This is a genomic window from Megasphaera hexanoica (assembly GCF_043520715.1).
Taxonomy (GTDB): domain Bacteria; phylum Bacillota; class Negativicutes; order Veillonellales; family Megasphaeraceae; genus Megasphaera; species Megasphaera hexanoica.
In genome coordinates, this window is the sequence record NZ_CP171361.1 from 2,355,103 (window position 1) to 2,375,403 (window position 20,301).

The following is a 20,301-nucleotide window of genomic DNA, read 5'->3' on the forward strand; positions in this document are numbered from 1 at the left end:
CCTCTTAGCCCAAATTTTCACGAACGGCTTTGACATTGTGTTCGTGTACATGTTCGCCTTGTTTGATATCCCGTGCAGCATGGCCGATATGTTCACCATACTTAACAACTGGTTCATCAGCAGGGATATCCTTGATAGCGATTTTGTGATAAATCTGGATGTCTTCTACAGCAGTAAAAGAAACGGTCTTCTTGTTTTTGTCCACATAAGAAACCGTATCCCCTTTCTTTACCGGTTCGATGACGACAGCAACGTTGTCTTTTTCATCGATAATCATTGCATTAATCATAACAGTACTCCTCCTTTAGTGTATCTTGCGCATTCACAATGCAATCGATAATTTATATGAAATATTCATACCAACTATATCTATGTGAAAAAATACGCATTTTATCGCATTGGCAAGTATGTCATGCTATTAGGTAATGGTTCAAAGAGACATCTATGAAACAAACAAACCGTTGCATAAAACATGTAACGGTTTATTTATCGATTATCTTTCAATCATATTTTTTCTTTTTGCCGGAATCTCCATAATGTTGAGCGGCTGATGCCTAATATAGAAGCAATCTGGCTATACGTCTTCCCTTCCTTCGATAATTTTCTTATCTTATTCAGTGTGATATGCTCTTCACTCGCCTCTTTATCCGGCACGACATCTAATACTCCTTGTACATTTTGTAACGTAATAGTATATCCATCAGAAAGCAGTACCATCCGTTCAATCGTATTCATCAACTGCCTGACATTACCCGGCCATTCCTGACTATTTAAAAACCGCAGAACTTCCGGAGCAAAGGATTTCTCTGTTTTGTATTTTTGATTCAGACTAGCAAGGAATACACGGGACAACAAAGGAATGTCACCGGTTCGTTCCCGTAATGCCGGTACGCGGATACGCAGCACATTCAGCCGATAATACAGATCCAATCGGAATTTCTTTTCTTCCACAGCCTGTTCCAGTTTCTGATTCGTAGCCGCAATGATCCGGACATCAACAGGAATGACTTTGCTGCCACCTACACGCATGACAGCCTTTTCCTGAAGGACCCGGAGCAGCCGGTTTTGCAAAACGTAGGGCATGTCCCCGATTTCATCCAGAAACAGTGTCCCCCCATCAGCCAGTTCAAAAACACCGGCTTTCCCACCTTTTCTTGCACCGGTAAATGTCCCTTCTTCGTATCCAAATATTTCACTTTCTAGTAAACTTTCCGTAAAAGCACCACAATTGATAGCTACAAAGGGTCCGTGACGGCGGTCGCTCAAATTATGGATAGCTTGGGCCAGCATCTCTTTGCCTGTACCTGATTCTCCCGTGATTAGAACGGTCGAACGAGTGCCTGCATATTTCAATGCTTCTCTTTTGACTTTTCTGACCGCCAGAGACCGGCCTACGATATCATCTAATGTATACCGGGCCACCAATCCCTTTTCTTGTAATTTTTTCCGCATGGACCGGGCATATGACTGCAGTTCTTCCGTTTCCTGTATAAAGGCTGTAGCCCCGGTAATTCGGTATTTGTCCAGAATGGTATGCCAACGGAGTGCATAAGTACGGTTTCCTATACTCAGTACTTCACCCATGTCGGGAATTTTCCCTTTTAATACATCCTTTATTTGAGATGCAACAAAAATATGTCTGATTTGTTCTTCCAGATTCTCCGTACCAAATTGCAAAAGTTGTGGAAACATAGAGAGAAAAGTCGTATTCCATTTTTTTACATGGCAATGCTTATCAAATACGACGATACCTATATAAGCATGATCGACGATATCATTAATGATTTTTAAATTTTCCTGCTCTTTCCGCCTTACTATAATAGCTGTTTCCGCTTCACGGATTGCTTTCAGGACCGTATCCTTTCCTGATTCCAGAAAGACAGAGGATATGCCATACTTTTTCGCATAATCCTGTACATGGGCACCGCCAATCAATATATCTACACCACATTCTTTCGCCTCCTGTACAAATTGTTCAATCCGATATTCTTCCCCGTAATCGACAAATTGAAAATAGGGTATTTTATTGACACCCAGCACTTCAGCCATTGCCTGGTATTGATAAATGACATTGCTATAACTGATGAACCCAATATGTTTATCTTCACCGATACGGCGTACTGTTTTTAATATATCCAACGCGTCGATTTGAATGGCAATAACCGGAACACGGGTATATACCTGTGATAATAAATACGCTGTTCCTCCACGGCTGATGATAGCATCCACACCCCGTTCAATGACGCTTTTAGCATTGCGGACACCATTTTCCATATCTCCGTTTACGATGATAATTTTTCCCTGCAGTTCGTGTTTTAGTTCTTCCACCAGCTCATGTACTGTATGAGAAATATGCTCATTAGGCGCAACGACACATACTTTATAGTCCATATTCAGTTCCTTTCTGATTGATTACCGGCATACTTCACTTTTTCTTGCGCCTGTATCTCCATAAAGTAGAGCGGCTGACCCCCAGGAGTTCCGCTATTTCTGCATAGCTCTTACCTTCGCTGAGCAGACCTTCTATTTGCTCTGTATCAATTTTTTTAGACGCTCCTTTTTCTGGATTATGTCCCAGTTCCAACGCTTCTGCCGCATCATTCATAGTGATGATTCTGCCTTCAGATAATAACACCATTCTCTCTACTATATTATTTAATTGCCGTATATTCCCCGGCCATGGAAGGGTCGTTAAATAATGCAGCACATCTTTGTCAAATTCTTTGTTCCGGCCATACTCTTTATTGAGATTAGCCAGGAAAATCCGGGCCAGTAATGAAATATCTCCATCCCGTTCCCGCAATGCCGGTACGCGGATACGCAGCACATCCAGACGATAGTACAGATCCAGGCGGAACTTCTTTTCTTCAATAGCCTTTTCCAGCTCCTGATTGGTAGCTGCAATAATCCGGACATTAACAGGAATCACTTTGCTGCCACCTACACGCATGACAGCCTTTTCCTGAAGAACACGGAGCAGGCGGTTTTGCAAAATATAAGGCATGTCCCCGATTTCGTCCAGAAACAGTGTCCCACCATCAGCTAGTTCAAAAACACCGGCTTTACCGCCTTTTTGGGCACCGGTAAATGTACCTTCTTCATACCCAAACAATTCACTCTCTAACAGGCTTTCCGTAAAAGCTCCACAGTTGATGGCCACAAAAGGCCCTTTACTGCACTGACTCAGATTATGAATCGCCTGGGCAATCATTTCTTTCCCTGTTCCCGATTCACCGGTAATCAAAACGTTGGAATGAGTACCGGCATATTTCAAAATCTCTCTTTTGACCTGCCGGATGGCCAGAGATTTTCCAATCATATCATCCAGTGTATAATAGGCAATCAATCCTTCCCCATGCTGCTTTTTGCGGATAGACTGCGCGTAAGATTGCACCTGCTCCACTGGCTGAACGAAGGCAATGGCCCGCACCAGCTGGGCCCCTTCCCAGACGGGCTGCCAGGTGACAGCATAATCCCGTTCTTCTGTACGGAGAATTTCCCCACCACCAGGGACAGAGCCATCTAAAACCTTTTGCAGGCGGCTGGAAGAAAAAATGAGGGGGATCCGGACTTTCCAGTCCGTCCCGGATTCGCCGGCGAACATGGATGCAAAAGCAGGATTCCACTTCTGTAACCTCCCCCGGCTGTCAAAAACAGCCGTACCAGTAAACGTATAGTCTACTATATTGGAAATCAGCTTAAATTCATCACGGTCCTGACAGCGAACCAATATGGTAGACGCTGCTTCCCGTATAGCACGTAAAATAGCCCCCTTACCGGATTCTAAAAAGACAAAACGCAAATTATATTTCTTTGCATATTCCCGTACATGAATACTCCCTATAAGTACTTCTATTCCTTGTTTCCATGCATCCCGGACATATTGTTCAATAACTGTATCTTCATCTCCCAAATGAAACAAACGGAAAAAGGTGATTTTGTGAACTCCCATCAATTCGGCCAATGCCTGATATTGATAAATCACTTCGCTATAGCTAATAAAGCCGATTTTTGTGCCATCGGGAATGCCCTGTATCGCTTTTAATATGTCCGTCGCTTCTATCTGGATAGCTATAACCGGCATCTGAGAATACGCTCTGGTCAATGCTATAGCCGTACCGCCCCGGCTGATAATGGCATCGATTCCCTTCTCCACATAGGGCTTCACATGACTAACAGCTGTTTTTACATTCCCATCGATGATAATCACGTTACAGCGCAAATCATCCCCCAATTCCTGAACAACCTGCTCTGTCGTACGGGAAATACTGGAATCGGGAGAAACGAGACAAATATTGTATTTCATGGAGTTGCTCTTTTCTGATACCACCGTAAAATGTGTCACCCCTTGCTTTTTTGATACACATCATGTTTCACTGAAACAAAATTTCGTCAAAATTCAAGTGATTATACACTAAAGGTCCGTATCTATCAATAATATTTGCATGGTCCGCATTGATGGCCGTATGTATCCCAATTAAAATTAAACTATGTTCCAAAAAAAAGCACTTCCCACAACAGGAAATGCTTTTATTGCCATAAATTTTCTATTGTTACATCTCATCTACGAGCAGTTGTACAATGAGATTGGCTTCGTGGGCTGCACAGATGGCGACACGGGGAGCCATGAGGCCCCTTCCGGGCCGGGCATTGCGGGCCTGGTCGCCACAGATATAAAAGTGGCTGGTAATTTTTTTCGTCTGTATATCGTTGCTGTCTCCATAGCCTGCCATTCCCGATGCAGAAACGATGTATTTGTCCGGGCATTGTTCCAATATGGTGTGGACCAGCATGGTCTTGGCATCAGGATTGTCAAAAGCTTCGCAGATGATCCAGTCATCCTGTAGAAGGCGGGGAGCGTTTTCTTCGGTGAGACGCACGCAGTCCGTCCGGACATCGATGAACGGGTTGATATCCCGTATCTGCCTTTCCAGGGCATCGGTCTTATAGGCTCCCAAATCACGGATCATATAGGACTGGCGGTTCAGGTTGCTGGCATCGACGGTATCGAAATCGAGCAGATGGAGATGGCCGACACCAGTACGGGCCAGATAAATGGCAGCATTGGAACCAAGGCCTCCCAGGCCGCATATTGCGACATGTCCGGCACGTACTTTGTGATGGACCCGGGGCGTATGCCGGGAGCACATCATGGCTTCCAGCGCATCTTTAGGTGGCAGCCGGTCTTTGGGAATAAAGTAAATTTCATCGCCTTCCTGAAGGGACAGATCCTCACTGGTAGCAAATCCATTGACGATGGTAATTTCCCGTCCCGACCCGCGGGCCGCTTTCAGGGCTGACAAACTCGTTTCTTCACAGGTATCAGGTTTTCCATTGAGTATAATATGCATCGAATACACCTCACAGATAAATCAAAAACGCACGACGTCTGACACCCTAGGTGGTGTCCCCGTCGTGCGTTATATCACGTTTAGTGTATCGTATCAGTTCTTTCCTGTCAATTCCTGTTTCCAGGTTCTCCTGATAACGTTTTTTTCAGAAACTTATCGTATCATGAACGTACGTTTAGCATCGGTACTTAAAAAGAGCTGTCATTTGACAGCTCTTTTTGCCTGGGCGCCTTCTTTCAGGCGCCTGAGTTCCTGTTGTTGTTCTTTCGGCAGCGACACGCCACAGCAGCCGCCTGTCGTGTTATTGGCATAACCTTTGAATACTTCCGATGCTATATGTCTGATTTTCTTTACCGATTCTACTACCATAAGGGCGCCTCCTTCTGCACGATATATAATTAGGGAATGAATTTTTAATACACCCTTAGTATAGCATAAAATTAAAATTTAGAAAATATCTATCAATGGAAAACTTTTATTAATTACTATTTTGTATAGGAACAGATTTATCGGAACATTTTTCTGAATCAGACAAGTGGCGGATCAGCGCATCCACAGCCTGTTCATAGCCTTTATAGTGACGACGCCGCTTATCAGGCAGGGATTCGTATTCCTCCTTCAGATTATATACGGATTGGCCATACAGGTCCGGTACAGGACGAAAGCGGCTGAAAATGGTCATGCCCTGCATGACTTCAGCACCTACGATAGTTCCATCGCCACTGCAGGCAAGGAGAACGATGCATCCCGGACCGAAACGGCCTTTTCTGCCGCCTATCCCTACATTCCCCCGCTGGCGCAGACGCCGGACTGCCGCCTGATATTGGCGTACCTGCAGCCTGGCACCCAGAATCTGAAGCACCATGAGGGCAAAGAGAATAGCAAAGAAGAGTTCCAGTTTCATGGCATCAATCGTCAAGGACGCGGAGGTCCAGCCGGTCAAAGCCTGCCAGCAAGGGACGTATCTGATTGGCAATCATGCGACAGCCACCCACATCCCTGCTTTCTACGTTGAGAGGCATATTGGGATCATGGAGAGACATGCGCAGCAGGGCCCAGCCATTGGGAAACAGGAGTCGTACGCCTTCATAAGACGGGCTGGCAATGCCAATCCCGGCTGCAGCCGCCCGCTTTTCAACGGTTTCCAGAACTTGTTTTCCATAGTCTCCTGCCTTTTCGCCAGAAATTTTAAGGCGGTATTCCTTGCTTTCTGCCGGTTCTCCCAACTCTTTGATAAGACTGCCCAGACTGCTTCCCTGTGCCCGGGCACGGGCAGCGGCAATGATCAGTTTGACAGCCAGATAGGCTCCGTCATCGAGGTAATAGTTTTCACTGAGAGCGCCATGACCGGATGTTTCAATAGCCAGAGGAGATACGATGCCCTTTTGATTGAGACGAATGCATTCATCGATGACATTTTTATAACCTCTCATGTACCGGTGATGGACGAGGTGCAGATGATCCTGCAAGAATGTTGTCAATTCATCACTGGTCACGGAATCAGTCACAATGGTACTGCCCGGATAATCCGGTGCCAGAATAGCCGCCATCATGGCAATCAAAGCATTGCGGCTCACAGTCTCTCCATCGGAAAGGACGGCACTCATGCGATCTACGTCCGTATCGAAAATGAGTCCCAGATCTGCCTTATTGTCCAGGACAGCCTGGCGGATGCTGGCCATAGCTTCGGCATTTTCCGGATTGGGAATATGGTTCGGGAAATGGCCGTCCGGTTCGAGGAACTGGCTCCCTGTCGTATCGGCCCCGAGCGGCGCCAGAACCTGGCTGGCAAAGAATCCGCCACTGCCATTGCCGGCATCGACGATGATATGCATCCCCGAAAGAGGCTGACTTCCAGCCGTATCCAGCGCTTTACAGATGAGTCCGCGCAGATGAGCCGTATACAGGGAAATAATATCCAGTGGCTGTACCTTTGCAAGGTCACCGCTGCGTACCGGTTCAGAACCGGCCCGTGTCAGGACATCGGTAATTTCCGCTTTTTCCAACCCGCCTTTTTCCGTAAAAAATTTCAGGCCGTTACGATTATATGGCAGATGACTTGCGGTAATCATGATAGATCCGTCCATATTCGTCTGCGGGAAGACGATGGACATGAACATGGCCGGCGTCGAAGCCAGACCACAGTCATATACCGTCACGCCCATGGCCGTCAGTGTCTGGAACAGAGCGTCCTTCAGCTTGTCTGCCGATATGCGCGAATCATGACCAACAGCAATCTGCAGCTGATCTGCCTTTTTCCCCAGCCGGTCTTCCAGAAAGGTAATAAATCCGGCGGCAATGCGGTTCACTGCTTCCGGCAGAAGATTGACATCTTCTCCTGCCACACCTTCGACAGCGATACCACGGACATCACTGCCGTTCTGTAATTTCAATAAAGTTTCCTTAGAAATCATGCCATCCTCCCGTACATCTGAATGTCTTCATCGGCAATTACAATAAGGCCAGCAGGCCATCAATATCGTCTTCCGTCGTAGCCCAGCTGGTAACGAACCGTATAGTCTGTGTCCCATCGGCATTATCCAGCCATTTTTCAAACATGACGTTCTGAGCTAGTTCCGCTGCCTTTTCGCGTGTCATGACAGGGAATATCATATTGGAAACCGGCGTATAAGCAAATTCATATCCTTTCGCTCCAATGCCATGAGCCAGCTTCTGTCCCATCGCATCTGCCTGACGCCCCAGTTTCGTATACAGGTCGTCTTTTAACAGTGCCTGGAACTGGATTCCCAGGAGCATCCCTTTGGCAAAAAGAGCTCCGTTCTGCCGCATAATGGCACGGAAATGCGGTTTCAGCGTATCGTTGACGATGACCACCATTTCGCCGAAAAGGGCACCGCATTTCGTACCGCCAAAATAAAAGGCATCTGCCAGAGCCGCCATATCCTTAAGAGTGACATCATTATAGGAAGAGCCCAGTGCCATAGCCAGGCGTGCCCCGTCAATATACAGATACAGTCCATGGCGGTCGCAGCATGCACGCAAGGCCTTCAATTCATCCAGCGTATAGACGGCGCCCATTTCCGTCGTATCGGAAATGTAGACCACCCGGGGCAGTACCATCTGTTCCATATCGTGGAAGGCAACGACTTTGTCCACGTCTTCCGGAGACACTTTGCCGTCCGTCGTCGGAACGGGCAGCACTTTGTGGCCTGTCGCTTCGATGGCACCGGTTTCATGGGTATAGATATGAGATGATTCGGCAGCGATGACCGCTTCATAGGGACGCATAAAGGCAGCCAGGCAAACCAGATTGGTCAGCGTACCACCGGCAATGAAATGCACGTCAGCATCAGGCTGCCCTGTAATCTGGCGCACGAGCTGTGTCGTTTCTGTACAGAATGTATCATTGCTATAACTGTCGCTGGGCGTCAGATTCTGATCAGCCAGTGCCTGAAAGACCTGTGGATGCGCACCCAGGCTATAGTCATTTTTTAAAAATATCATATCCGTTCCCTCTTTTCCCAAAATATTAAAACAGATTATTCGTTTCTATTATACGAAATGGTCCAGAAAAAAACAATCCGCCTCTCTTACAAATATGCCAGCGCTTCCCGGACCGATGAGACAATATGGGTAGCCGCCTGCTGTACCGGTTCTGGCGCATAAGAGAAAGTAAAAGAAACATCGGCTGCCTTGAGCATAGGCGTATCATTATACGAGTCCCCGATGGCCCCCATCGTACAGATGGCCAGCTTCTCTCTGACTGCCATAAGTCCCGTTCCCTTAGAGCAGTCAGCCCCTACGACATCGACAACACTCGTATTGGCATAGGCAGTCAGTATATTTCCATACTCATGCTGGATATCTCTGGCAATCGACTGGGCTGCCTCATCACTGCCAGCATAAAAAGAGATGCCGTAGATGTCACTGCCTGCCAGATCGGCAAAGGACATGATCCGTGTCTGCCCCGGGAATTTAGGCGGCGTCAGCGTATAAACCGTATCATTGGCCTGAATGACCGTATCCGCCCGTCGTCCGTAGCGGTCATATATTTCTTCGACGCAGTCCCGGGATACGGTTTTCTTCATAAGTACCTGCAAATTGCCATCGAGAACCAACGCCCCCGTTGCCAGGATATAGAAATCAAAATGCACATCGTCCCCGGCCGCCTGACGCACGCCCCGGAGAGACCGGCCTGTACTGACGCCAAACAAGCCGCCTGCCTGCTGGAAATCCCGGATGGATTCCCGGTCTCCCTTGCGGTACGGTTCATCGAGAAACATAAAATACAATGTGTTGTCAAAGTCGCTTGCCATTGCTTTTTTCATCATTATTCCACATTTCCTTTGATATTTTAATATTTTATCATTGACAAAGTTAATCGTTTAATTTATAATATGTTCAAACATAAAGACGACGATGTCTATCCCACATCGTGTCTTTATGTTTTTTTATTACCGTATTTCGCAAGAGGGGGGGCGAATACCATGTATGTCATGCATATGGAAAAAATCCTTGAAATGAATATGGCCGCATACAAGCGCAAAGAACGGCAGAAAAAAGATGATCAGCCACGCCGCCCGCATAAAGGCCATCCTGCCGGAATCAGCCTGTCCCTGCCAGACATTTGTCCGGTTTTAGGATAGAACATCCAACATAATCCCCGAACGCCCCGGTGTCGTGCACGGACACCGGGGTGTTCACGTACAGGCAGGAATTATCCTTTTTTAATCCGGTCGTGGATATGCATCATAGCCGGGTTGATGTGACAGTATCCGCCGGGATTTTTATCCAGATATTTCTGATGATATTCTTCTGCTTTGAAGAAATTCTGCAGCGGCAGCACTTCGACGGCCAGGGAACGGCCCACTTTTTCCGCTACGTGATTGACGACTTTGCGGATATCGGTCAATAAGGCAGGGTTTTCATAATAAATCCCCGTCCGGTAATTGATACCTTCATCTTCCCCCTGCTTATTCACCGACAGCGGATCGATGACCATAAAATAATAATCCAGCAATTGTCCCGTCGGCAATATTTCATCATCATAGGTTACCCTGACCGTTTCTGTATGACCGGTCCGCTGGGATTTTACGTCTTCATAAGTCGGCATTACTGTCCGGCCATTAGCATACCCCGTTTCCGTTTCTTGTACACCGTCAAATTGATCTAAAAATTTCTGCAGGCCCCAGAAACAGCCACCTGCCAGATAAATCGTCTGAATCATCTCATATCACTCCCGTCATTTTCTATTATAGTATATCGTATTTACTATACCATAAAGGGGCCGGATTGTGTACTCCTTTCCGCATTGCAAAAAAGGGCGTCCCATGCTATGCTTACAACGAGGTGAGGACCATGAATTCCATCATACAATTACCTCCGGCATCTGTCCGGAGAAGGCAGCCAGATTGAACGGATTCAATGCAGTGAAGAAAGGGTGCTGCCAGCATAAAAAGGCACTGAAGCGGACGCTGATTGTCCTCATTTTCTGTTCTGTCCTCTTCTGTGCTCTGGTATTTGCAGCCATTCACGGCGCAGCCCGCCTGTTCAATCACACCATGGCCCGCCAGACTATGCTCCGCGGTACCGTTACCGTAGAAACACTGGCACCGCACATTACAGGGTATGTCCAGTTTACCAATCTGGTCTGGAAAGACCCGGACGGACATCTCATTCTCTACGTTCCCGACGGCAGTCTCAGCGTACGTCCCTGGGACATCATTGCCCGTTCCATCAAATCGACGACACTGACCAACATCACCCTCAATGATGCGACAATCGTCGCATACTTCGATGAAAAGAATCACCTGGATATCCTGACCCAGGATGAAGAAAAGAAGGACGGCACAGAAAAAAAACAGCCCCGTTCCTTTCAGGACCGTATCCGCAATATTAATTGGAATGGCCAGAAGCTCCATGCCTCTCTGGATCTACACAACTGCCAGCTGGAATCGTATCACATGAGCCGCCATTACATCATGGAAAGCGTCAATGCCCATATCGGCGTATATACGGGAAAACGGGCGGATATCCAGGTCTCTACCGGACGGTTTGCCGGTACGGCCGTAGGTGACGGCATCGCCATCAAGGGAAAAATCGACCTGACTACTAAAATCCCTACGATAGATCTGCACACGGATATCGTCAACGTAGACCCGTCCTCTCTTGGTTTTGGCGACAATATCCACGACCAGATGACGCTGACATTTCACGCTACAGGACCGCTGGACCAGCCGGAAGCGCGGGGCCGCCTCCATATGGAACGGCTGAATCTGCCGGCTTTGCGTTTTACCGATGTATCAGGCGATGTCTATTACCGTGATTCCCTGCTCCAGTTCACTCAGGTTAAAGCAAAGGTATACGGCGGCACACTCGATGCCTATGGCGATTATAATCTGGAAACCCGGGCCTACAACATATATGGGCACGGGGAAGACCTTAACAGCAGTACGGCTCTGCACGACATGAAATTCCGGACCCTCGTCGCCATGGATATCACTATGCGCTGCGACGGCAATCCCCGTCACCTCAGGGCTTATGGATCATTCCAGTCTGGCAGCGGCTACTATTTCCCTCTCCATTTCAATTCCATTTCCGGGCGCTTCAATAACCGCTATCACGAGCTTGATTTTTATGATGTCGTCATCAGCACTGCTATGGGCGATATAGCAACCGATGCCCTGCATATTGTAAATGGTGATGTCCAGTTCAGCCCCGTCCGGATCCGCGATGCCGAAAGCGGAGAAACGACAGAATTACATGGTCTGGATAACTACAAGGAAGGTAAAGAAACACAGGCCGCCATCGGCCGTAATATAAAAAGCCTGGGCCAGAGCATGAAATCCATCAACAAGACTATAAAAGACATGAAGAACTCCCTTGATTTCTGACGCAAAAACGACGATGCCATACGAAGCAGCAATTACCTCGTACGGTATCGTCGTTCTGTCTATTTTCCGGGCACGATAGAATTTTTCCATGGAGAACCTACCAGACTGGACGTCGTAGCCAGACTATGTACCATCTGTGATACAGCCTGATAATTGGCCTGTACACCTTGTTTACTATTTTCATAGGTCGCAGCATTTTCTTTCTTGATACCAATCGTATCGGCTTCTTTTTCAGCATCCATATTGGAACCGATGAAGACGAATTCCCAGCCTTTTTCTTCCTGGACATCAATCATCTTCTTGATTTTTTCCTGGTCATAGGTCTGACTGTAATTTTCCAGTCCGTCTGTGATGATGACAAACAGGACTTTACTGCCTGTGTCATCAATGCCTTTGACCGCTTCTGTCTTTGCAATGGCATTGCCAATCGTATCGTACAGTGCCGTCGCACCACGGACTTTATACGCATCAAGAGTCATATCGGGCACTTCAGAAATAGGCTTGCGATCTGCCAGGATTTCGTGATCACTACTGAACAAAATAGTCGTTACATTTGTCGGAACAGATAACTTTCGTTCCTTAGCCAGCATGGAATTGTAGCCTTTTACCATATCTTCTTCCAGGCCTTTCATGGATCCGCTCTTATCGATGAGCAGCACGACTTCCAGATGAGATGCCTGTACAGCCGGTTTTTCCGTTCCAGCCGGTTCTGTCCCGCTCTGAGTTGTCGTCGTTCCTGTCGTCGCAGCAGTGCCCGGTACCGGTACAGTAGACGAAATTCCTGTTTCCTTTAAAACCTGACTGACTGCCGGCACGCTCTTTGCCAGCTGCTGCAGCGTATCCGTCCAGCTGGCCGCCATGACAGCTGTACTCCCCAGCCCCATAAGACAGGCCAGGGCAGCCATAACTTTCAAGTGTTGTTTCATCATCATCACCCTCCTTTACTATGACCTTATTATACCATCCTTTATGTTACAGGTTTAATACACTTTTACCTGTATCCATCCTTCATTGTACATCTTGTCGCCATCTTCACCGAGATCCTGATACGTTTCCTGTCCTTCGTAAACTTCCGGCGGCGGGAATACGACGGGATTATCCTTATAGTCTTCATCCTCTTCCATTTCCGGAACGGCTGTATTCGGTGTCGAATATGTCAGGTATTCAAAATTTTTAAGGGCAATATCGGGCCGGCTCATGAAGTCGATGAAGGCATGGGCATTTTCTACATGGGCCGCATTTTTAGGGATTACCCACGAATCAATCCAGAGATTGGTCCCTTCTTTGGGCACGACGTAGGCCAGGTCTTCATTTTCCAGCATCATACGCAGGGCTTCTCCGGAAAAGATGACACCCATGGCGGCTTCCCCGGAGACGAGTTTATCTTTGACATCATCGATGCCATACGCCTGGACGAGCGGCTTCTGAGCAATGAGCATATCCCGGGCCTGACGCATTTCATCCGGGTTTGTCGTATTCAGAGAATACCCCAGCCGCTTCAGGGCTACCATATAAGCATCGCGGGGCGAATCCTGCATGAGGATTTCATTCTTATACTTTTCATTCCAGAGAATATCCCAGCTGTCTACAGGATCATCGACCATGGTGCGGTTGTACAGGATTCCAACCGTTCCCCAGCAGTACGGCACGGAATAGATGTTTCCCGGATCGAACGTCTCCGACTGCTTATAAAACACCTGTCCCACGTACTGGCGGGCATTGGGAAGACGGGAGAAATCGAGAGGCTGCAGGAGATCGTGTTTGATCATCTTCTGGATCATGTAGTCCGACGGACAGATGACATCGTACCGTACCGCACCGGCTGCTACCAGGGGATACATACTTTCATTGGTATCGAATTCATCCATGACGACGTGTATCCCCGTTTCTTCTTCAAACTGTTCCAGTGTATCGGGGTCGATATAGTCACCCCAGTTATACACATAAACTACACTATCGCCTTCGGCTTCTTCGTCCTGAAATCCGCAACCCGAAAACGCCAGGATACTCATCAAGAGAGCCAGACAAATAGAGACGATATATATTTTTTTCATGTAACCGCCCCCTTATCGTGCTGACTGGCCTATCTGCATGCGTTTCCGGTTCCAGAACAGGAGAAACGCAAAGACCAGGACAAAGACAAATACCAGTGTGGACAGGGCATACATTTCCGGATGGATCCCCAGTTTCAGTTCGGCATAGATTTCTGTAGGCAGCGTGTCGATGCCGGCGCCTTTGGTAAAGTGAGTAATGATGAAATCGTCGGCCGACATGGTGAAGGCCAGCATAAACCCGGCCAACAGGCTGGGCCGCAGTTCCGGCAGGACTACGCGGCGGAATGCCATCAGCGGTGTTGCCCCCAGATCGCGTGCCGCATCATAGCAGTTGCGGTCCAGAGACAGCATCTGCGGCATGAGACAGAGGATGACGTAGGGCAGATTGAATACGATGTGAGCCATGAGGATGGTACCGTAGCCGAGGCGCAGTCCCAGGCCCAGGAACAGCAGCATGAGGGAAATCCCCGTCACGATATCGGCGTTGAGGAGGGGAATATTGGCAACGCCCATGAGAACCGACCGGCGGCGCCGCCCCATACCGCGCAGAGCCAGACAGGTCACCAGTCCGAGAAGCGTCGCCACGGCCGCGGATGACAAGCCAATGGTAATGGTATTCTGCAGAGCTTCCAGGATGCCTTCATTCTGAAAAAGTTCGCCGTACCACTGGAGAGTAAATCCCGTCCAGTGCCCACGGTAGCGGCTGGCATTGAACGATTGGGCGATGAGTACACCGATAGGGGCGTAAAGAAACAGAAAAATCAAGGCTACATAGGCTTTTTTCCAGAGACGCATCATTTCTTCACCTGCCCTTCGCTGCGGTCAAAATAGGCCGTCAGCACCATATTGATAATAATGAAAATCATGAGGACCAGTGATAATCCACTCCCCAGATGCCAGTCATAGGCCATGGTGAATTCCTGTTCGACAATATTGCCGATTAAAAGAACCTTATTGCCACCGAGGAGGCCACTGATAAAGAATGTCGTCAGAGACGGAATAAAAACCATGGTAATCCCGCTGATAGCGCCCGGCAGAGACAACGGCAGGATAACCCGCGTAAACGTCTGCCACGAGCTGGCCCCCAGATCCCGGGCTGCAAAGATGACGTTTTTATTGATTTTCGAGAGAGATACATACAAAGGCAGCACCATATATGGCAGAAAATTGTATATCATGCCGATGACGATAGCTGCCGGCGTATTAATGAGCGTCACATCCGGCAGGGACAACAAGCGCAGAAACTGGTTGAGAATGCCATTTTTCTCAAGGATCGTCTGCCAGGCCATGGTAGACAGGAGAGAATTCATCCACATGGGCAGGATAAACAGGAGGAAAATCAGGGCACCGTGACTGCGTTGGCGTTCCGTCAGAATCAGACATAGCGGGTACGACACGAGGAGACAGACCAAGGTACTCACTAGTGCCAGAAGAATAGATAATTCCAGTGCCCTGGCATATTCCCACTGCAGCAGGACGCCCACATTAGCAAGACTCCACTGCCCGTCACCGCCCGTCAGGCCATACCAGCCGACAAATACGAGGGGAACGAAAATAAACAGCGCTGCCCAAAGCAGAAAGGGCAGGGCAAAGAGATGGCGCATGGCCGCAGATTTAATCATTTTCCATCGCCCTTTCATCTTCCGATTCCGGTTTATTCATAATCTGGATATTGAAGGGATCCACCCACAGACTGACCGCATCCCCTGTGTGATAGACACGCGTCGATTTGACCAGCCATTCGATTTCCCCGGCCCGGACGGTGATATTGTAATTCATCCCTTCAAAGATGACCTTGGTCACCGTGCCGTTGAGTGCCCCTTCGCGGACTTTATGAAGTTCGATGTCTTCCGGCCGTATCTGTACATCGACGGGGCGGTTGTTGCCAAATCCCACATCGACGCAATCAAAATCCAGTCCCTGGATACGCACGAGTTTATCGTGGACCATGAGTCCATCGACGATATTGCTGTCTCCGATAAAATCGGCTACGAACGCATTTTCCGGTTCATTGTAGACGCTTTCCGGCGTACCGATCTGCTGGACATAGCCCTGATTCATGACGACGACTGTATCGGACATACTCAGGGCTTCTTCCTGGTCGTGGGTAACGAAGACGAAGGTAATGCCCAGTTCCTTTTTTATTTTCATGAGCTCCAGCTGCATACTGCGCCGCAATTTGCGGTCCAGCGCACTGAGCGGTTCGTCCAAGAGAAGTACCCGCGGTTCGTTGACGATGGCCCGGGCGATAGCAACCCGCTGCTGCTGGCCACCGGATAGATCGACAATATTGGCATGTTCATAACCATCGAGATTGACTAGTTTCAGGGCATACCGGATTTTGTCCTTGATATAATCGCGGGATTTCCCATGAATTTTAGGGCCAAACGCGATATTTCCGGAAACGTCCATATGCGAAAAAAGTGCGTAATTCTGAAAAACTGTATTCACCTGGCGGCGATTGGGCGGTACGTGGGTAATATCCTGACCATCAAACAGGACAACACCTGTGTCGGGTTCTTCAAACCCGGCAATAAGCCGCAATGTCGTCGTTTTGCCGCAGCCACTGGGACCCAGCAGCGTCACGAATTCATTTTCATAAATCGTCAGATCAAGTCCGTCCAGTACGAGATGACCATCAAAGGACTTTGATACGCCCTGCAAATGAATCAATTCTTTTTTCATTTCCTATTGTTTCCTCCCGTCTCACAGGTCCGCATAATACATTCACCTTAACTGTATTATTCTACCAAAGAAAGGGAACGTTGGGCAACCGCCATTTTTTCATTTCCATCCCCATTTTTCGATTTTTATTTTTATTTTCTATGCTATTCTATAGTTATTATTTATAAAAAATAGATCATAAAGTCTTACGATTGTTAAATAATTTTTATCGCATTTTTACGTTTTAAATTTTGTAAATTTCATGTAAAATTTTCTTTCTAAAACAAATACGCTATAGGTTATACGTTTAAATTTATTTATAAAAAAGTATATTCTAAAAAATAATACTTGTCATAATTATACTTCATGCATTTGTCTTATTATATAGGACATGGTATACTGAATAAGCTGAATACGATCGTATATATAGCACTGCAGCTGCACCCCATCTATGGATATCCAACATACAAGAAGGAGTGCTTATTCCTATGCCTAACACAACCCCTGAAACCGTACAGCCCCAGAAAGTCGGAGGATTCCTCGGCTGGATTGAACGAGTCGGTAATAAAATCCCTGATATCACCATGTTATTTATCGCCGCGTTCTTCATCACTTGTATCGTTTCCATGATTTTTTCGTACTTTACGTTCGATTATGTCAACCCGGCGACAGGCAAGCAGATTGCCATCACTAATATGCTCAGCCCGGCGTCACTGGTCACTCTCATGACCAAGATGGTCACTAATTACTCTGGTTTCCCGCCCCTCGGCATGGTTATCGTAGCCACTCTGGGTATCGGCATCGCTGACGGATCCGGCTATATCAACACGGGCCTCAAAAAAATCCTGACGGTAACGCCGAAATTCCTGCTCACGCCGATTGTCATCGTCGTCGGTATGCTCAGCCATCTGGCACCGGATAGCGGCTACATGATTATCATCCCTATTGCGGCCTATCTCTTCTATGCATCGGGCAAACACCCGCTTTCCGGCGTCGCCGCATCTTTTGCCGGTATCGCCGGTGCCTTTGCGGCCAACTACACGCCGTCGGCCATCGACCCGGTCATCCAGGGCTTTACCCAGATGGCCGCCCAGATTATCGATCCGACCTATGAAGTCAATGTTCTCTGCAATTATTTCTATGCCGTCGGCTCTACCTTTGCCGTCATCGGCTCCTGCTGGTGGATTACGGAAAAAATCACAGAACCATGGTGCTGGAAAGCCTGTCCTCTCGACACCGACATCGACGTATCGGAAAGTGCCATGACAGCTATTACCCCCAAAGAAAACCGCGCTTTCTATATCGCTTCCTTTGTCCTCATCGCCATGCTCGCCGGCCTCTTCCTGAGTCTCATGCCGGCCGACTCGATCTGGCGGGATCCTCAGGGGAATCTGGCCAGCTTCAAAGCGCCGGTCATGCAGTCTATCGTCGCTATCATCTTTATGCTCTGTGCCGTCACGGGTATCGTATACGGTATCATCAGCGGTAAATTCAGAAGTTCCAAAGATTTCACCCATTCCATGGAAGAAATCACCAAGACGCTGGTACAGCTTATCGTATTCTATTTCTTCGCTGCCCAGTTCATGTATGCCTTCGGTGCTTCCAATCTGGGTGCTCTCATCGCCGTATCCGGTGCGGAATTCCTGAAGTCCCTGGCTCTGCCGCCGCAGATTACGATTTTCGGGGTCATCGTCTTCGTCGCCCTTCTCAATCTGCTCATCACATCGGCATCGGCAAAATGGTCCATTCTGGCGCCGATTTTCGTACCGATGCTCATGTCTGTCGGCATTGCCCCGGAACTGACCCAGGCCGCATTCCGCGTCAGTGACTCCGCCGTCAACGTCTGCACACCGATGTTTGCTTTCTATCCCCTGATTATCATTTATTGCCAGAAATATTACAAAAAAACCGGCGTCGGTACCCTGAGCAGTATGATGCTTCCTTATACCGGTGCCCTGCTCGTAGCCCTGACCATCATGTTGTACCTCTTCTGGTGGTTCAATATTCCTCTCGGCTTCCAGGCAGATTATGTATATCCCCGCCAGATGTTCTAACGGGATATAGTAAAGGAGGAACTATCCTATGAATCCATTACAAGAAGAAATGATGCATCGTTTTTGCCGCTATGTCCGCATTCCGTCCCAAAGCAAGCCCAATGGCGGCACGCAGGTTCCCAGCACGGAATCGCAGTGGGATATGGCCCGTACGCTCATGAAAGAATGTGAAGACATGGGGCTCATCGATCTGTCTCTGTCAGATAAATGCGTCCTTACAGGTCGTCTCCCTGCCCACACTGAACCGGGCTGCGACCGCAAGATTCCTGCCGTCGGCTTCTGCGCCCATCTGGATACAGTCGATGTAGACCTGTCTCCTGTCGTACATCCCCAGCTCGTCGAACATTACGACGGCAGTGACATTGTCCTCAACGCAGATAAAAACATCGTCATGACCGTCAGTGATCATCCGGAACTACGCGACTACGTCGGCCAGGACCTGATCACGACAGATGGCACCAGCGTCCTCGGGGCAGATAACAAAGCCGCCATCACCAACGTCATGACGGCACTGCACACCCTGACCACCCATCCGGGCCTGTATCACGGCGATATCTACGTCGCCTTTGTCCCCGACGAAGAATGTGGTCTCTTCGGCTCGAAGAATATGGACTTTTCCAAATTCCCTGTCGATTTTGCCTACACCATAGACAGCTGTGCCCTCGGGGAAATCGTCTACGAAACATTCAACGCCGGTTCGGCCACAGTTACCATTCACGGTGTCAGCGCCCATCCCATGAGCGCCAAGGGCAATCTGGTCAACCCGACGCTCCTGGCCTGCGATTTCATCAATATGTTCGACCGCAGCGAAACGCCGGAATGCACAGAAGGAAAAGAAGGGTACATCTGGTGCCAGGCCGTAGAATCCAACCAGTCCAAAGCCGTTGTCAGCCTCAATATCCGCGACCACAGCAAAGAAAAATACGAAGAAAAGAAACGGCGTATTGCTGCCAACGTGGAAAAGCTGAAACAGATGGAACCGCGGGCTGCCATCACCTGCGAAATGGAAGATACCTATGGCAATATTGCCGATGCGATTACCGATGACAATCACAAGGCCATCGACTACATTTTCGATGCATTCAAGGAATTGCAGATTCAGCCCAAACCCATTGCCATGCGCGGTGGTACGGATGGTTCCTTTATCTCCACAAAAGGCATCCTCACGCCAAACTACTTTACAGGCGGCCTGAATTTCCATTCCCGTTATGAATTCCTGCCCCTTCCCAGTCTGGAAAAATCCTATGAAGTCACGATGAAACTCATTGACCTCATTTACGAAGGATAACTGTTATGATAAAAAAACTGCCGCACGAAGCAAATT

Annotated in this window: 19 protein-coding genes; 4 read left to right on the forward strand and 15 right to left on the reverse strand. The window is 48.2% G+C overall.

What is annotated here, in order from left to right; translation table 11 throughout:
* Positions 1–4 precede the first annotated feature (4 nt).
* The 9 genes from ACGTIC_RS11515 to ACGTIC_RS11555 form a co-directional block, all read right to left on the reverse strand.
* A complete protein-coding gene (locus tag ACGTIC_RS11515) occupies positions 5–289 on the reverse strand; it encodes a UxaA family hydrolase (protein ID WP_059075476.1) in 285 nt (94 codons plus the stop codon).
* A 215-nt stretch (positions 290–504) separates the two neighbouring features.
* Entirely contained in the window at positions 505–2,391 is a 1,887-nt protein-coding gene (locus ACGTIC_RS11520; RefSeq protein ID WP_113855580.1) for a sigma-54-dependent Fis family transcriptional regulator, read from the reverse strand.
* Positions 2,392–2,425: 34 nt separating this feature from the next.
* Positions 2,426–4,306 carry a sigma 54-interacting transcriptional regulator gene (locus ACGTIC_RS11525; RefSeq protein WP_113855579.1) on the reverse strand — a complete coding sequence of 627 codons (1,881 nt, stop codon included), beginning with the start codon at positions 4,304–4,306 and terminating at the stop codon, positions 2,426–2,428.
* A gap of 247 nt (positions 4,307–4,553) precedes the next feature.
* Positions 4,554–5,351 carry a sulfur carrier protein ThiS adenylyltransferase ThiF gene (thiF, locus tag ACGTIC_RS11530; RefSeq protein WP_113855578.1) on the reverse strand — a complete coding sequence of 266 codons (798 nt, stop codon included), beginning with the start codon at positions 5,349–5,351 and terminating at the stop codon, positions 4,554–4,556.
* 201 nt (positions 5,352–5,552) lie between these two features.
* On the reverse strand, positions 5,553–5,720 hold the full coding sequence (locus ACGTIC_RS11535) for a hypothetical protein (protein WP_257536652.1): 168 nt from the start codon (positions 5,718–5,720) through the stop codon (positions 5,553–5,555).
* 109 nt (positions 5,721–5,829) lie between these two features.
* A complete protein-coding gene (locus tag ACGTIC_RS11540; protein WP_257536651.1) occupies positions 5,830–6,270 on the reverse strand; it encodes a transcriptional regulator GutM in 441 nt (146 codons plus the stop codon).
* The gene (locus ACGTIC_RS11545) at positions 6,260–7,765 is read right to left on the reverse strand and encodes a phosphomannomutase/phosphoglucomutase (protein WP_113855577.1); all 1,506 of its coding nucleotides are present in this window, start codon (positions 7,763–7,765) and stop codon (positions 6,260–6,262) included. Before ACGTIC_RS11545 ends, ACGTIC_RS11540 begins: the two co-directional genes overlap by 11 nt.
* A 37-nt stretch (positions 7,766–7,802) precedes the next feature.
* A complete protein-coding gene (locus ACGTIC_RS11550) occupies positions 7,803–8,816 on the reverse strand; it encodes a low specificity L-threonine aldolase (RefSeq protein ID WP_113855576.1) in 1,014 nt (337 codons plus the stop codon).
* Between the two features lie 86 nt (positions 8,817–8,902).
* Positions 8,903–9,643: an HAD hydrolase family protein gene (locus tag ACGTIC_RS11555; protein WP_059075483.1), complete on the reverse strand. Its 741-nt coding sequence runs from the start codon at positions 9,641–9,643 to the stop codon at positions 8,903–8,905.
* A 156-nt stretch (positions 9,644–9,799) separates the two neighbouring features.
* On the opposite strand from ACGTIC_RS11555, the gene ACGTIC_RS11560 reads away from it, so the two are divergent.
* Positions 9,800–9,958, forward strand: a complete 159-nt coding sequence (locus tag ACGTIC_RS11560; RefSeq protein ID WP_154662684.1) for a hypothetical protein — start codon at positions 9,800–9,802, stop codon at positions 9,956–9,958.
* A gap of 71 nt (positions 9,959–10,029) precedes the next feature.
* Here ACGTIC_RS11560 and msrA read toward each other — a convergent pair whose 3' ends face one another.
* Positions 10,030–10,539, reverse strand: coding sequence for a peptide-methionine (S)-S-oxide reductase MsrA (gene msrA, locus ACGTIC_RS11565; protein ID WP_059075484.1), 510 nt, complete (start codon positions 10,537–10,539; stop codon positions 10,030–10,032).
* A 184-nt stretch (positions 10,540–10,723) separates the two neighbouring features.
* Between msrA and ACGTIC_RS11570 the strand changes: the two genes are divergently transcribed.
* The gene (locus ACGTIC_RS11570; RefSeq protein ID WP_113855575.1) at positions 10,724–12,205 is read left to right on the forward strand and encodes a hypothetical protein; all 1,482 of its coding nucleotides are present in this window, start codon (positions 10,724–10,726) and stop codon (positions 12,203–12,205) included.
* A 59-nt stretch (positions 12,206–12,264) separates the two neighbouring features.
* On the opposite strand, the gene ACGTIC_RS11575 is transcribed toward ACGTIC_RS11570, so the two are convergent.
* Genes ACGTIC_RS11575 through ACGTIC_RS11595 form a run of 5 tightly spaced genes read right to left on the reverse strand, consistent with a single transcriptional unit; the run spans position 12,265 to position 16,944 of the window.
* The gene (locus tag ACGTIC_RS11575) at positions 12,265–13,137 is read right to left on the reverse strand and encodes a VWA domain-containing protein (protein WP_394542134.1); all 873 of its coding nucleotides are present in this window, start codon (positions 13,135–13,137) and stop codon (positions 12,265–12,267) included.
* A gap of 48 nt (positions 13,138–13,185) precedes the next feature.
* Positions 13,186–14,259, reverse strand: a complete 1,074-nt coding sequence (locus ACGTIC_RS11580) for an ABC transporter substrate-binding protein (protein ID WP_083237048.1) — start codon at positions 14,257–14,259, stop codon at positions 13,186–13,188.
* A gap of 12 nt (positions 14,260–14,271) precedes the next feature.
* Positions 14,272–15,057 (reverse strand): ABC transporter permease, encoded by a 786-nt coding sequence (locus ACGTIC_RS11585; protein ID WP_236699613.1) that lies wholly within the window; start codon positions 15,055–15,057, stop codon positions 14,272–14,274.
* On the reverse strand, positions 15,054–15,881 hold the full coding sequence (locus ACGTIC_RS11590; protein WP_113855573.1) for an ABC transporter permease: 828 nt from the start codon (positions 15,879–15,881) through the stop codon (positions 15,054–15,056). Before ACGTIC_RS11590 ends, ACGTIC_RS11585 begins: the two co-directional genes overlap by 4 nt.
* A complete protein-coding gene (locus ACGTIC_RS11595; protein WP_113855572.1) occupies positions 15,874–16,944 on the reverse strand; it encodes an ABC transporter ATP-binding protein in 1,071 nt (356 codons plus the stop codon). The genes ACGTIC_RS11590 and ACGTIC_RS11595 overlap by 8 nt, the downstream gene beginning before the upstream one ends.
* A 467-nt stretch (positions 16,945–17,411) precedes the next feature.
* On the opposite strand from ACGTIC_RS11595, the gene ACGTIC_RS11600 reads away from it, so the two are divergent.
* Together ACGTIC_RS11600 and pepT are read left to right on the forward strand one after the other, a co-directional pair.
* Entirely contained in the window at positions 17,412–18,977 is a 1,566-nt protein-coding gene (locus tag ACGTIC_RS11600) for an AbgT family transporter (protein WP_113855571.1), read from the forward strand.
* Positions 18,978–19,005: 28 nt separating this feature from the next.
* The gene (gene pepT, locus ACGTIC_RS11605) at positions 19,006–20,265 is read left to right on the forward strand and encodes a peptidase T (RefSeq protein WP_113855570.1); all 1,260 of its coding nucleotides are present in this window, start codon (positions 19,006–19,008) and stop codon (positions 20,263–20,265) included.
* Positions 20,266–20,301: the final 36 nt, after the last annotated feature.